This is a genomic window from Nonlabens agnitus (genome assembly GCF_002994045.1).
GTDB classification, from domain to species: Bacteria; Bacteroidota; Bacteroidia; order Flavobacteriales; family Flavobacteriaceae; genus Nonlabens; species Nonlabens agnitus.
Genome location: NZ_MQUC01000003.1, coordinates 2,087,275 through 2,101,797, shown reverse-complemented (window position 1 = coordinate 2,101,797; position 14,523 = coordinate 2,087,275). Strand labels below are relative to the sequence as shown.

At 40.6% G+C, this 14,523-nt stretch carries 12 protein-coding genes; 7 read left to right on the top strand and 5 right to left on the bottom strand.

Translation table 11 applies throughout. From position 1 onward, the window contains the following. Window positions 1–31: 31 nt before the first annotated feature. The 7 genes from rlmN to BST86_RS09650 all read left to right on the top strand — a co-directional run bounded on the left by rlmN (window position 32) and on the right by BST86_RS09650 (window position 10,321). Window positions 32–1,084 carry a dual-specificity RNA methyltransferase RlmN gene (rlmN, locus tag BST86_RS09680; RefSeq protein ID WP_105983074.1) on the top strand — a complete coding sequence of 351 codons (1,053 nt, stop codon included), beginning with the start codon at window positions 32–34 and terminating at the stop codon, window positions 1,082–1,084. A 174-nt stretch (window positions 1,085–1,258) separates the two neighbouring features. Next, window positions 1,259–2,236, top strand: a complete 978-nt coding sequence (locus BST86_RS09675; protein WP_105983073.1) for a polyprenyl synthetase family protein — start codon at window positions 1,259–1,261, stop codon at window positions 2,234–2,236. A gap of 151 nt (window positions 2,237–2,387) precedes the next feature. Beyond that, a complete protein-coding gene (der, locus tag BST86_RS09670; RefSeq protein ID WP_055411024.1) occupies window positions 2,388–3,692 on the top strand; it encodes a ribosome biogenesis GTPase Der in 1,305 nt (434 codons plus the stop codon). Window positions 3,693–3,736: 44 nt separating this feature from the next. Further along, on the top strand, window positions 3,737–6,508 hold the full coding sequence (locus tag BST86_RS09665) for an outer membrane beta-barrel protein (protein WP_105983072.1): 2,772 nt from the start codon (window positions 3,737–3,739) through the stop codon (window positions 6,506–6,508). Between the two features lie 229 nt (window positions 6,509–6,737). Next, window positions 6,738–7,442, top strand: coding sequence for a glycosyltransferase family 2 protein (locus BST86_RS09660; protein ID WP_105983071.1), 705 nt, complete (start codon window positions 6,738–6,740; stop codon window positions 7,440–7,442). Beyond that, a complete protein-coding gene (locus BST86_RS09655) occupies window positions 7,439–8,926 on the top strand; it encodes a cellulose synthase family protein (protein ID WP_105983070.1) in 1,488 nt (495 codons plus the stop codon). Before BST86_RS09660 ends, BST86_RS09655 begins: the two co-directional genes overlap by 4 nt. Next, window positions 8,927–10,321 (top strand): MptA/MptB family glycosyltransferase, encoded by a 1,395-nt coding sequence (locus tag BST86_RS09650; protein WP_105983069.1) that lies wholly within the window; start codon window positions 8,927–8,929, stop codon window positions 10,319–10,321. An 11-nt stretch (window positions 10,322–10,332) separates the two neighbouring features. Here BST86_RS09650 and BST86_RS09645 read toward each other — a convergent pair whose 3' ends face one another. From BST86_RS09645 to BST86_RS09630, 5 genes are all read right to left on the bottom strand, one after another. Continuing rightward, window positions 10,333–11,004 (bottom strand): hypothetical protein, encoded by a 672-nt coding sequence (locus tag BST86_RS09645; protein ID WP_146126751.1) that lies wholly within the window; start codon window positions 11,002–11,004, stop codon window positions 10,333–10,335. A gap of 189 nt (window positions 11,005–11,193) precedes the next feature. Next, a complete protein-coding gene (locus BST86_RS14905; protein ID WP_172443343.1) occupies window positions 11,194–11,355 on the bottom strand; it encodes a hypothetical protein in 162 nt (53 codons plus the stop codon). Window positions 11,356–11,393: 38 nt separating this feature from the next. After that, entirely contained in the window at window positions 11,394–12,935 is a 1,542-nt protein-coding gene (locus tag BST86_RS09640) for a bifunctional GNAT family N-acetyltransferase/carbon-nitrogen hydrolase family protein (RefSeq protein ID WP_105983067.1), read from the bottom strand. A 145-nt stretch (window positions 12,936–13,080) separates the two neighbouring features. After that, a complete protein-coding gene (locus tag BST86_RS09635; RefSeq protein WP_105983066.1) occupies window positions 13,081–13,479 on the bottom strand; it encodes a hypothetical protein in 399 nt (132 codons plus the stop codon). A gap of 66 nt (window positions 13,480–13,545) precedes the next feature. Further along, a complete protein-coding gene (locus BST86_RS09630) occupies window positions 13,546–14,514 on the bottom strand; it encodes a deoxyhypusine synthase family protein (RefSeq protein ID WP_105983065.1) in 969 nt (322 codons plus the stop codon). Window positions 14,515–14,523: the final 9 nt, after the last annotated feature.

Here is a 14,523-nt window from a genome sequence, read left to right as displayed (position 1 = left end):
CGAGATTTCTTAATTTTGCGACGCGTTTTTTATGGAACAAACTCAAACAAATAAAATCGATATCAGGTCTCTGGACCTAGAACAATTGCGCCAATATTTTGTGGATCGTGGTGAGAAAGCTTTTAGAGGTAATCAGATCTATGAGTGGTTATGGAAAAAAGGCGCACATGATTTTGATGACATGACCAATATCTCAAAATCTACCAGAGCGTTCCTTGATCAACATTTTGTGATCAACCATATTAGGGTTGACGACATGCAGCGCAGTAGCGATGGTACTATAAAAAATGCCGTAAAACTGCACGATGGTTTAACGGTGGAATCTGTTATGATCCCAACGCCTACGAGAACCACGGCTTGTGTTTCCTCGCAGGTAGGATGCAGTTTGAATTGCGAGTTTTGTGCCACGGCACGTTTAAAACGCATGCGCAACCTCAATCCAGACGAGATTTATGACCAGGTAGTGGCAATCGACCAGCAGAGCCGTGCCTATTATAATCGTCCCTTGTCTAACATTGTATTCATGGGAATGGGCGAGCCGCTCATGAATTATAAGAATGTCATTAGGTCCATTGATAAGATCACAGGTGATGACGGGCTAGGTATGTCGCCTAAACGTATCACACTTTCTACCAGTGGTGTTCCTAAAATGATTAAGAAACTGGCAGACGATCGTCCCAAGTTCAACCTCGCTCTTTCACTGCACAGCGCCATTGATGAGAAACGTGTTAAGATCATGCCCTTCAATGAGCAATTCCCACTAGATGATATCAAAGAAGCCCTCAAATACTGGTATGAGAAAACCGGCACCAGAGTCACCTATGAATACGTCGTATGGAAAGGGATCAATGATCAAATGGAAGATGTCCAGGCGCTTGTAGAATTTTGTAAAGTCATTCCCTGCAAGGTCAATATTATAGAATACAACAGTATAGACGACGCGCGATTTGAGCAGGCCGCTACCAAGGCTATTGATATGTATGAGCACGAGTTAGAGAAGAATCGCATCGTGGTCAACATACGCCGCAGTCGTGGTAAGGATATCGATGCAGCTTGCGGTCAATTGGCTAACAAATCTTCCTAGAAAATTTATTTCGCTTTCGCGAAAGCGAATACCTTTTACATTCAAAAGCATCTTTCTAAACGGGTCGTCAGGCAATATCACGGTTAACAATTGCCAGTGTATTTCTACAATTTCTAAGTGTGCAAAAATAGCTAAGCATTCGATTTCTAAATCAATGACGCCTATCTTTGAAACATGAAGATCGTAGAACAGATCAAGCAGCCTATCGCCTATGAGATGGAACTCTTTGAAGAGAAATTCCGCTTATCGATGGCGTCACGCATACCGTTGCTCAATCGTATTACCTACTTTATCGTTAACCGCAAGGGCAAGCAAATGCGTCCTATGTTTGTGTTCCTAACGGCCAAAATGGTAGGCAACGGTCAGGTCAACGACCGCACCTATCGTGGTGCCGCGGTAATCGAGTTGATTCACACGGCAACCCTAGTACATGATGATGTGGTGGATGACAGCCTCAAGAGACGCGGATTCTTCTCAGTCAACTCTTTGTGGAAGAATAAAATAGCCGTTCTAGTGGGTGATTATCTGCTATCTAAAGGCTTGCTTCTAAGTATTGATAACAAGGATTTTGATTTGTTGCAAATCATTAGCGTCGCAGTGCGTGAGATGAGTGAAGGTGAATTGTTGCAAATAGAAAAAGCCCGAAGACTGGACATTACGGAAGAGGTTTACTACGACATCATCACTAAAAAGACAGCCACGCTCATTGCCGCCTGTTGTAGCTTAGGCGCCTGCGCAGTATCGCCTGATAGCCCTAGTGTTGAGAAGATGCGCAAATTTGGTGAACTTATAGGTGTGGCCTTTCAAATCAAAGACGACCTCTTTGATTATGGCAACCAGCGCATAGGGAAACCTACTGGGATTGATATCAAGGAGCAAAAAATGACCTTGCCGCTCATCTATACGCTCAACAATGCTTCCAAAAAGGATAAAAAGTGGCTCATAAACTCTGTAAAGCGACATAATCGTGATAAAAAACGGGTTAAAGAAGTGATCCAGTTTGTGAAGGATGCCGGTGGTTTGGATTATGCCGTCAAAGCAATGTACGACTACAAACAGCGCGCTTTGGACATACTCAATACCTATCCAGAATCAGAATACAAGCAATCCTTGCTCACGATGGTGGATTATGTAATCGACCGTGAGAAGTAGCAGTGGTGTTAGATAAGTTTCGCTTTCGCGAAAGCGAACTCAAAAACAATCTTGATCCTGAATAAATAGGCTGTAAGAGTCCACGCATTCTATCGTTAATTGCAGCCGTTGCGCACTTTAAAAAAATTACCTTTGCAGCTGCAAAAGCAGGATTATGAGTATTGTAGCAATTGTTGGTAGGCCCAACACTGGTAAAAGCACCCTTTTTAATAGATTGATCAAGCGTCGTGAGGCTATCACAGATGCGGTTAGTGGTGTCACAAGGGATCGTCATTATGGGAAAAGCGACTGGAACGGTCGTGATTTTTCGGTTATTGATACCGGTGGTTATGCCATAGGTAGCGAGGATGTTTTTGAAGAGGAAATCGACAAGCAGGTAGAACTTGCTATTGATGAGGCAGATGTTATTCTATTCATGGTGGATGCCGCAGATGGTATCACACGCGAGGATGAAGATGTGGCGCAGTTACTACGTAAAGTCAAAAAACCTGTGCTGCTGGTCGTCAATAAAGTGGACAACCCTTCTAGGGAACAAGAGGCTTATGAATTTTATAATTTGGGATTGGGTGATTATTATTCGATCTCAAGTATAAGTGGTAGCGGTACTGGTGATTTGCTGGATGCTGTTGTAGAAAACCTGCCAGAGCCTAGAGAAGAAGTAGAAGAGAACCTGCCACGATTTGCCGTTGTAGGACGTCCTAATGCAGGTAAATCTTCCTTTATCAATGCTCTAATAGGCGAGAATAGATATATCGTCACTGACATTGCCGGTACGACAAGAGACTCTATTGATACAAAGTACAACAGATTTGGTTTTGAATTCAACCTGGTAGATACGGCTGGAATACGTCGTAAGAAAAAAGTCAAGGAAGACCTAGAATTCTATAGCGTGATGCGCAGCGTGCGTGCCATTGAACACTGTGATGTTTGTATGGTGGTACTAGATGCTACAAGAGGTTTTGACGGACAGGTACAGAATATCTTTTGGTTGGCAGAGCGCAACCGAAAAGGTATCGTCATCCTGGTCAACAAATGGGACCTTGTAGAAAAGGAAACGAATAGCGTGCGTGATTATGAAAAACGCATACGTCAAGAGATGGAACCTTTTACAGATGTGCCTATCGTTTTCATATCGGTATTGAACAAGCAACGTATTTTTAAGGCTATTGAAACAGCTGTTGAGGTATACAAAAACCGAAGCAAGAAGATCAAAACCAGTAAGCTTAATGAGGTGTTGTTGCCTATTATAGAAAATACGCCACCACCATCACTTAAAGGGAAGTTTGTAAAGATCAAATTCATAACACAGCTGCCTACACCACAGCCACAGTTTGCCTTCTTCTGTAATTTACCGCAGTACGTACGCGAACCTTATAAGCGTTTCCTAGAAAACAAATTGCGTGAAAACTTTGATTTTCATGGTGTTCCCGTAAGTGTGTATATGAGGAAGAAGTAATAATTGCATTTCCTACACGTTGAAGGAATGAACTATACAGACTAATGAAAAGAATTTTATCTACCACAGCGTTTTTGCTTTTAAGCGCATTAACGTTCGCACAGCAATTTGAAATAACAGGATCTATTGCCGATTCACTTACGAGACAAAAACTATTAAGCGCCACCGTTTTCCTAGAATCAGTTGAGGACTCTACTTTAATCACGTATTCCATCACAGATATTGATGGGAAGTTCAACCTGACAGGGAACACTAATTACGAACTTTTAAACTTTTACACCTCTTTCCAAGGCTATCAGGAGATCGCTAAGGTTATCGATTTGAGTAAAGGTAGACAGATCGATATGGGAACTATTTTGCTTAGCAACGACATAGAATCGCTGGGCGACGTTGTCGTTACTGCTAGAAAGGCACCGATTACACTTAAGAAGGATACTCTTGAATTTAATGCAAAGTCCTTTAATACAAGAGCAGATGCAACGCTTGAAGATGTCATTAAGGAGTTACCAGGAGTTGAATTAGATAAGGACGGTAATATTACCGTTAATGGTAAATCGGTTACTAAGATTCTTGTCAATGGTAAAGAGTTTTTTGGAGATGACCCGCAAGTTGCCCTTAAAAATTTACCGAAGGAAATTATTGATAAAATTCAGGTAACAGAGTCAAAGACAGATGCTCAAAGACAGTCAGGCGATGATGGAGATGATAATGCCAGCGAGATCAACATCACGATTGATGAAGATAAAAACAAGGGTTGGTTTTCTAGGTTGACCGTAGGTGGTGGTACAGATGACCGTTACTCGATGAGTGGAATAGCTAACTATTTCAAAGACGATTTGCGAGTAAGTGTTTTAGGTAGTAGCAATAATATCAATTCACCTGGATTTTCATTTGACGAGATTTATGATGCTATAGGAAATGCTGCATATTCTGTAAGTACAAATTCTAATGGAAGCTTTGGGATTAATGGTTTGAACTTTGGTAGCAACTCTGGAATTACAAGCAGTCGTTCCGCTGGATTAAATGTGAGCGATGAATTTGGTGAAACGGTCGAGGCAGATATTAATTATTTTTATGGAAATTCGGATAACAGGTCAGCAACTGAAACTAGAAGAACTACATTTCTTCCAGACAGAACATTTTCAACAAACTCCAGCAACTCTAGCAACACGGTAGGAGAGAATCACAGATATGGCGGGCGTGTGCAGATCAAACCAGACACTTTAACCTCAATCACCTTCAGGCCAAGTGGTAACACCTCAACTAATTCTAGTTTTTCAGATAGGTTTTCTGAGTCTATTGATGATAGTGGTAACTTGATTAACAACTTAAATAGCACCAGTCGTTCTGAATCAGATAGTCAGAATATAGAAGCTAATATCTACGCAAGCCGTAGATTAAAAACCAAAGGTAGTTTCATAAGTTTCTTTGCAACTGTATCTGATGATAAAGATGAGTCAAATGATAGATTTAATTCAGTGCGTAACACCTTTAACAACAATACCACAACAACTGAAGTCCAGAACCAATTAATTAATCAGAACAATCGCAATACAGAATTTAGGTTTAGTCCTAGATATAGACAGGCACTAGATAGTAATTGGCGAGCTTCAGTAGAATACAATTATCAGTATCGAAGCCAGAAAAGCGAACGTAGTGTTTTTGACATTGATGAAGCGACTGATAACCGAAACTTCAATGCTACCTTAAGTAATGATTTTGATGTGAACAGCATCCAGCAAAGACCAGAGGTAGGAGTTCAATATGAAAAGGGCGACTACAGGATAGAGTTACAAACAGGTTATATTTTTCAGACTCTTAAGAGTGAAGATGTTTTACAAGCCGTAAGCTTTGATAAAGACTTTGGCAATGTTTTTCTACGAGCCGAGTTACGTAAGAAACTTGGAAAGTTCGGTCGAATCAATATGAATTATAATAATAGCGTAAACGTCCCTAGCGTGCGCCAGTTACAACCAGTAGTCAATCGAACCAATCCACTTAATCTTGTGGTTGGTAATCCAGATTTAGATGCCTCGGTTCGACACTCGATCCGGTTGAATGCTAGTAATTATAATTGGGAAATAGGAGAAGGATTTTATGGTGGTGGAAACCTTGATTTCAATCAAGATGCTGTAACTGCTATAACAACAACGGACGAAGACCTCATCCGTACTACAACTTACGTTAATGTAAATGGTAATCGTAATGGTTATCTCTACGGGAATTATAGTAAAACTTGGCGTAAGGACAAGCGTGAAATAGGAGGTAGTGTAGGTCTTAATGGAAACTATGATAGAAACGTCTCTTTTACTAACGGTCAGCGATTCACAAGTGAGACCTTTGGTTTTTCACCTAGAGTTTCTTTCGAATATTCCATACGAGATATTTTTGAGATTGAGCTTGACTACAATTTAAGTGCAAACTCAACATCTTTTGATATTGGAAGTATTGAAGATCAAGAATTTACTAATCATAATGTCAATATTGATTTATTGACGCTATGGCCAGAAAATGTAACGTTAGGCCTTCGTGGTGAGTACAATAGGTTTGGAAATGTTTCTGATGAATTTGATAACGATAGCTTCGTCCTTATAGGCAGTTTAGGTTACAAATTTGCAAAAGATAGAGCCATTGTTAAGTTGAAGGCTTATGATATTTTAGATCAGGTCATTGCAACTCGCCGTGTCGCGACTCAAGATTTTGTACAAGATACTAGTAGTTTGGTTTTGGAACAATATTTCATGCTCAGCTTCACTTATAAATTCTCTAAGTTTGGTGGGTCAGATCCTAATGATAGAAGGACTCGTTTCAATTAAGGATTTTTTTAGTTCGCTTTCGCGAAAGCGAACTCATTCATAGGCTATCCAACATTCGCCTAACTATTTTAAAATAGTTCCCAGTTAGCAGGACATTCTTCCTATTAGCCGGTTATCAAAGCCTGTTTTCTATAGGTTTGCCATAGATTTGCAACAGCAAGTGAGACCTACTTTTTCGATTTCCTGTTTGAATTTGGACTGTTCTTATTTGTAATTTAAAAAACAGCTATTGCCGCATCCCAATACGATAATCAATGTTATCATTCCTGCCTTTAACGAGGCAGACTCCATCGGTCTTGTCCTTGCAGATATTCCTGCAATGGTAGATGAGGTCATCGTCGTGAGCAATAATTCTACTGATGCCACAGAGGCCAATGCATCCCAAGCTGGTGCCACCGTTTTAAAAGAATCCAGACGTGGCTACGGTTTTGCCTGTCTCAAGGGTCTGGAGTACGTGGCCCAGAAGAAAAATAAGCCAGACATCATCGTATTTTTAGATGGTGACTACAGCGATTATCCAGAACAACTTACAGAACTGGTAGCGCCTATCATAGAATCCAATATGGACTTGGTCATCGGTGCCCGTAATAAAAAACTTAGAGAAGCCGGATCGATGACGTTCCCACAAATTTTTGGAAACTGGCTCGCCACCACATTGATGAAGCTGTTTTTTAATTCAAGATTTACAGACTTGGGTCCTTTTAGGGCGATTAAATATGACAAGTTGGTAGCCTTAAACATGGAAGATGAAACCTATGGATGGACGGTAGAGATGCAATTGAAAGCGCTGAAAAAAAACTATTCTTATGTAGAGATTCCCGTGCGGTATCGCAATAGAATAGGCGTTTCCAAGGTGTCTGGAACGGTCAAAGGTGCTATCTTTGCAGGTGTTAAAATTTTAACATGGATCTTCAAATACGGCCTTAAGAAATGATCTTGGAGTGGATTTGCATCGTGATATATTCGGCATCATTGCTCATGATCTTGTTCTATTCTTTTTCGCAGCTCAATTTGTTGATCAACTATCTCAAGGCGCAAAAGAAAAACAAACAAGCCACCGTTTCTGTTCAACAGACAGACGATCTTCCATACGTCACTATCCAGCTACCCGTTTTTAATGAATTATACGTCATGGAACGCTTACTGGATAACATGGCTTTTCTAGAGTATCCCAAAGACAAATTAGAGATTCAGGTACTGGATGATAGTACAGATGAATCGGTTGAGATTACGGCCTTAAAAGTCAAAAAGCTTCAAGAGCTAGGTTTTGATGTTAGTCACATACAACGTGAGAATCGTACCAGTTACAAAGCAGGCGCACTCAAAGAAGGACTCAAAATCGCCAAAGGTGATTTTATCGCCATCTTTGATGCCGATTTTTTACCAGAGGCAGACTGGCTACTCAAAACCATTGGCCATTTCAAGAATCCTAAAGTTGGTGTTGTACAAACGCGATGGTCGCACCTCAATAGAGATTACAGCATCTTGACCCAAGTCCAGGCGTTTGCCCTGGACGCTCACTTTACTCTAGAACAGGTAGGTCGCAATTCTAAAGGTCATTTTATCAACTTTAATGGTACGGCTGGCATATGGCGCAAACAAACCATTTTTGATGCAGGAAACTGGCAAGGCGACACGCTTACCGAAGATCTGGATTTAAGTTACCGTGCGCAACTCAAGAACTGGAAATTCGTTTATCTAGAAGACGTCACCACTCCAGCCGAATTGCCCATGGTGATAAGTGCAGCGCGTTCACAGCAATTTAGATGGAATAAAGGCGGCGCAGAGAATTTTCAAAAAATGTTCAGGAAAGTGCTGTCCAGTAAAAACCTTTCCTTCAAGACTAAATTTCACGGGATCCTGCACCTGCTCAACAGCACGATGTTCTTGAATGTTCTCATAGTTGCCATTTTAAGCATTCCAATGTTGTACATCAAGAACGAGTATGAACATTTGAGGATCTACTTTATCGTGATGAGCTTTTTTGTGATTAGTACCATCATCTTTTTCATTTGCTACTGGTTCATGTACCGCAATATCTATGGCGGCGGTTTCAAGAATTTTGTCACGTACATCGGTATGTTTTTCACGTTTTTCAGCATTGCGATGGGCTTCTCGTTACACAATTCCATTGCCGTGATAGAAGGCCATCTGGGCAAGCGCAGTGAATTTGTACGCACCCCTAAATTCAATCTGGCCGCGGTAGGCAGCAACTGGAAGACCAACAAATACCTGCGTAAAAAAGTAAGTCCCAACGTGATCATAGAAGGCCTACTCATGCTGTATTTCATGTTTGGGCTGTACTCTGCATTTATTGTGGGCGATCAAGGTGGCGATTTCGGGCTGTTTCCATTTCATCTCATGCTCGTCATTGGGTTTGGGTTCGTGTTTTTCTCCAGTTTAACAGACAAGCAGTAAATGAAGACGCGGCTGCAAAATGGCTTTGGGATCCTACTCATCCTCAGCTTTTTTGGCTATGCTATTTTTAGTTCGCTTTCGCGAAAGCAGTTTCTCGACAATCTTCTCCTTTATTCAGGACTGTTTGTTTTATTCCTAGGCTTTTACTGGATCGCTGACTATTCCCGTAAAAAGGAGTTACAGTTATTTCCAGAATGGCTTTCTTTCAAAACACAAGCTAAGCCACATATTCTAGCCTGGTTGTTGGTAGGTGTGGCCTTGCGATTGGTTTTCTTATGGGATACACCCAATTTGTCGCAGGATTTTTTCAGATTCATTTGGGATGGGCACATGCTACTTAATGGCTATAATCCATACCTATATCTGCCCGATGAGCTCCTCGCAACTGGTGTAGACTTCATACCCAATGCAGATTTGCTGCATGCCTCCATGGGCGAACTGTCCAGTGGACACTATACCAATTATCCACCATTCAACCAGCTATTTTTTGCTTCAGCCGCTTTCTTAGGAGGCAACAGCATTGTTATGACGGTGGTCTGGATGCGAGTTTTTATTATTATTGCAGAGGTTTTGATCTTTTTATACGGTGTCAAATTACTTCGTATTCTAGGCAAACCAGAACAGCTGATCTTACTCTATTACCTCAATCCATTTATTCTGATTGAATTGACGGGCAACCTTCATTGGGAAGGCGTCATGGCCTGTTTAATGCTCATTGGAGTCTATCATTTCATCTGTTACGATAGAATCAAGAGTCCTATTTATTTGGGTTTAGGAGTACTTTTAAAACTATTGCCGGTTATCATTTTCCCGTTGCTGCTGAAGTCCTTGAAGTGGCGTAAGCTTTTTTTATTTTTCGGTATCCTGGCGATCGTTGTTATTGCTGGCTTTGCACCATTTCTATCTGCAGAATTGTTTGAAAAATATGGATCTAGTGTAGGGTTATGGTTCAATAGCTTTGAATTTAATGCTAGTATTTACTACGTTATTCGAGCCATAGGCTATGAAGTCACCGGTTATAACATTATAGGAACGGTCGGGAAGATTTTACCGTTAATTACGTTGGCTACTGTTATTTTGATGGCCGCATTGAGGAAGAATCAGTTTCCAGAAATCTTGCTGGGTAGTATTCTTTTCTCGTTCACGATTTATCTGCTGCTGTCCACGACGGTTCATCCATGGTATTTGACGATACCACTTTTGTTTTCGGTTTTTACGAGATATAGGTACATGATTGTCTGGAGTTTTATGGTTTTCGTCAGTTATTCGGCCTATTCAAACGCAACCTATCAGGAAAATTTGTGGTGGATTGCGGTGGAATATTTATGTGTTGTTGGGATGTTGGTGTTTGAGTTGCTTTCGCGAAAGCGAAATAAAGAGCTAATGCTTAACTAGCCTAAATCTCTCTAGTAACAGCCTTGATTATATTTGTAAATGAACTGATCAACGTCACCTTCTTCAAATCGTTTTTTTTCGCGAATGGATTTTACCAAATCCATACAGTCAGACATCAAAACATCTGCATTTTTGCTTAAAAATGAGGCTTTGGAACCTTTTTCTCTGTAAATGGTGCCATCATAAGTTTTATAGAAATATCTACCGATATCAAAAGTATATCTCGATCCGATTGGAACTGGGTATGACCCAGCGCCCATTCCACCAACAGAATTAATATATTCGGACTTTTCTTTAGCGGTAATGTGATAGCCATAATAGGACAGATCGCCAGAAATAATTTCCTGAACATACACCCATTCTGGCCTCTCTTCTGTTCCCAAATTATAACTTACTAAATAAAGTCTCTCCTCTTCATCTTTTGGATTTTCTGGAAAGAAAAAATTACTTTTTGCAGTGACTAAAATATCAAGGATAATATATTCAATTTCATGCGGTTGCAAGACCAGTGGTGAATCAAAATCTGATTGTTTTAAGATTATGGGTTGATTCGTTTTTTTAGGTATTTCAGCCCTTCCATAAAGCTCATCGCCATTTACCAAGCCGATAACAAGATCTGTTTCATAAACTTGTGCTGTTGAAACAAAACAGGTCACAACCAAAAATAGACACCAATTTTTCACGAAAATCAATTTAAAATTCACTCTAAGGTTTGGCAATATTATTCATTCTAAATTTTCTAAACCTATCTCTGGTCAGATTAATCGCCAAAACAAATAACTCCTTCCAGACACCGTCTAGAAGGAGTTGTTTGTTAGCAAATGAACTATAGTAGGATTCTAGATTAATGAAAATTGACTTTTAAAAACCATTCATTTAGAAGTAAAGCTTCCGAACCCAATCAAGGCGGTACCTAAGCAAATAGCAATGAATATTCCACCTACCAGTTCCCAGCCGTTATATTTTATCGCAGCGGTGGCCATCATCAGTAATGTAATGAGTATCGCACCCGTATTTTCAATTTTCTTTCTCATATTTAAATATACTGAAAATCTTTAACTTCCTTCGAAATCTACTTCTTTACTACCTCATATAGATCCTTACGTCTATCCTTGAGGTTTTTCACTGCGCCGTTGTGGTGCAGTTCTTTAAGTAAATCCATGTCTACATCTGCAACTAGGATCATCTCTGTATTAGGAGTGGTTTCTGCTTTGACACCATTGGATGGGAACGCAAAATCACATGGTGTGAATACCGCGCTTTGGGCATAAGAAATATCCATATTCTCTACCGCAGGTAAATTACCAACGCTTCCAGCAATCGCCACATAACACTCATTCTCTACCGCTCGAGCCTGGCAACACAATCGCACGCGTGCATAAGCATTTTGGGTATCTGTCAAGAAAGGAACAAAGAGAATTTGCATGCCATCTTGCGCCATGATGCGACTTAGTTCTGGGAACTCACTGTCATAACAAATAAGAATTCCTATTTTACCGCAGTCTGTATCAAAGGTTTGGATCTTGCTACCGTTGCTCAATCCCCAAACTTTTTGCTCGTCCGGAGTGACATGGATCTTTTCATATTGTTCCACTCGACCATCACGATGGCACAAATTCCCAATATTATATAGGTGCCCATCGATAATTTCAGGCATGGAGCCTGTGATGATATTGATGTTGTATTTAATGGCTAGGTCAGAGAATTTATCTCTAATCATAGCTGTGTATTTTGCCAGTTCACGTATAGCATCGCTCACGCTATGATCATTATAGGCAGCCATAAGCGGAGCATTAAAATACTCTGGGAACAACGCAAAATCAGATCTATAGGCAGCAAGGCTATCCACAAAATATTCTACCTGTTGCATCAATTCCTCAATACCAGAATAGGGTCGCATTTGCCACTGTATCAAACCGAGACGCACGGTACTTTTAACGGTTTTAGTATCGTCGGCCTTAAGTGGTGCGGTATAATAAATATTATCCCATTCTAGTAAAACAGCGTATTGTTTTGAAGCGGCGTCCTCATCCAGATAGTTTTTTAAAACTCTGGAAACGTGAAAGTCATTACTCAGCTGAAAGTTCAATACAGGATCATTGATCTCCTTCATGCGCACCTTCTCAATGTATTGTTTAGGTGTCAACTCCTTGGCATAATTGTGATAGCCTGGAATCCTACCGCCAAAAGCGATTCCTCGCAAGTTCATATTCTCACACAATTCCTTGCGATAATCATACAATCGACGACCCAATCGCATCCCACGGAACTGCGGTTTGATGAACACCTCAATACCATAAAGCACATCACCTTCATCATCATGCGTGGTAAACTTGTAGTTGCCCGTTACTTGTTCATAGGTGTAATTGCCTTTAAAATCCTCGTACTTCACGACAATGGACAAGGCACAAGCCACGATTTCTTCATTGACTTTTAAGACGACCTGGCCTTCGGGAAACTTGTTGGTCAAGGCCTTTATTTGTTCTCTACTCCAGATGGAATCTGGCAGATTGGTATAAGAGTCAATCATCGCGTGCCTCAATTGCTCATAGTCTTCCAACTTGAGAAATTCAAGGGTTAAATTGTCAATTTTATCAATATTTACGGTGCTCATTGTCATATGAATTAATGGTTGTAAAGGTACTGTAGATGCCGTTTTTAGGATACCTAGAAGCTGTTAATTAATAGGCACAAAAAAACCTGTAGGATTTGAAACATACAGGTTGTTTTAGTTCTAGTTGCTGCTTGAGCGATGTGCATCAGTCTTCAGTACCTTCATAGTTGATTCTTTTATTGCACTCGCGGTAGCAGGCAAACGATAGTTTGTTCCAGCCTGTATCACGTATACGTTCAAGAGTTAGGCCATTGTCCGTTTTGACCATGGTGAATTTAAAATCGGGTAGGTCGTCGCTTAGATCTGCTAGCGTGTTGATGGGATCTGTGATACCGTACGCGTCAATTCCTAGAGACTCATTATTATTTAATTCAAACGCTAATTCTGTCCATTTACAGCCTTGGGTACATTTCAATTTGACCTCGTTGTTGTAAATTGATAGGATCTCAATGTTGAAATCTCTGCTTACCTTATTAGTGTCTTTTTTGGAACCACAACTGGTAAGTACGAGTGCGATAGCAAAAAGTGTCAGTATATTTTTCATGATGTTTTTTAATTGATGATAGATGGTTTTGTTTTCGCTTTCGCGAAAGCGAACTTATACTACCATCTACATTTCCAATAAATAGGCAAAGATCAATGGTGCCACGATGGTGGCATCACTCTCCACGATAAATTTAGGAGTATCGATGTCCAATTTTCCCCATGTGATTTTTTCATTGGGAACGGCACCAGAATAACTTCCATAACTGGTCGTAGAGTCAGAAATTTGACAGAAATAGCTCCAGAATGGCGTGTCCGTGCGCTCCATGTCCTGATACAACATAGGCACCACACAAATAGGGAAGTCACCTGCGATACCACCACCTATTTGGAAAAATCCTATACCGTTCTCGCTATTGTCCGTGTACCAGTCTGCGAGATAGGTCATGTATTCAATACCGCTTTTCACCGTACTTGCCTTGAGCTCGCCTTTAAGAACATAGCTAGCAAAAATGTTTCCCATAGTACTGTCTTCCCAACCTGGTACGACAATAGGTAAATTGGCCTTGGCGGCCGCATACATCCATGAATTTTCGATTGGGATTTCATAGTATTCTTCCAGCACGCCGCTCAACAACAACTTGTACATGTACTCGTGTGGGAAATAGCGCTCGCCTTTGGCTTCGGCATCTTTCCAGATCTTGACGATATGTTCTTGCAGTCTTCTAAAGGCTTCTTCTTCTGGAATACAGGTGTCTGTTACTCGATTCAATCCTTTTTCCAATAAATCCCATTCATCTTGAGGGGTCAAATCACGATAGTTAGGCACGCGTTTGTAGTGCGAGTGCGCTACAAGATTCATCAAATCTTCCTCAAGGTTGGCACCAGTACAGGATACAATGTGTACTTTTTCTTGGCGAATGATTTCGGCAAAAATCTTCCCTATTTCGGCAGTACTCATGGCACCAGCTAGTGATACCAGCATTTTTGAGCCATTGTTGAGTTGGTCCTCATATCCTTTTGCAGCATCTACTAACGCAGCGCCATTAAAGTGTAGGAAATATTTTTCTATGAAATCAGTAATTGGTTTACTCATGGATGTGTT

Bases quoted from the DNA above. Each gene is read 5' to 3' on its own strand.
- BST86_RS09675 (WP_105983073.1), top strand. From the start codon at position 1,259: ATGAAGATCGTAGAACAGATCAAGCAGCCTATCGCCTATGAGATGGAA.
- rlmN (WP_105983074.1), top strand. From the start codon at position 32: ATGGAACAAACTCAAACAAATAAAATCGATATCAGGTCTCTGGACCTA.
- BST86_RS14905 (WP_172443343.1), bottom strand. From the start codon at position 11,355: ATGAGAAAGAAAATTGAAAATACGGGTGCGATACTCATTACATTACTG.
- BST86_RS09665 (WP_105983072.1), top strand. From the start codon at position 3,737: ATGAAAAGAATTTTATCTACCACAGCGTTTTTGCTTTTAAGCGCATTA.
- BST86_RS09650 (WP_105983069.1), top strand. From the start codon at position 8,927: ATGAAGACGCGGCTGCAAAATGGCTTTGGGATCCTACTCATCCTCAGC.
- BST86_RS09630 (WP_105983065.1), bottom strand. From the start codon at position 14,514: ATGAGTAAACCAATTACTGATTTCATAGAAAAATATTTCCTACACTTT.
- BST86_RS09655 (WP_105983070.1), top strand. From the start codon at position 7,439: ATGATCTTGGAGTGGATTTGCATCGTGATATATTCGGCATCATTGCTC.
- BST86_RS09635 (WP_105983066.1), bottom strand. From the start codon at position 13,479: ATGAAAAATATACTGACACTTTTTGCTATCGCACTCGTACTTACCAGT.
- BST86_RS09640 (WP_105983067.1), bottom strand. From the start codon at position 12,935: ATGAGCACCGTAAATATTGATAAAATTGACAATTTAACCCTTGAATTT.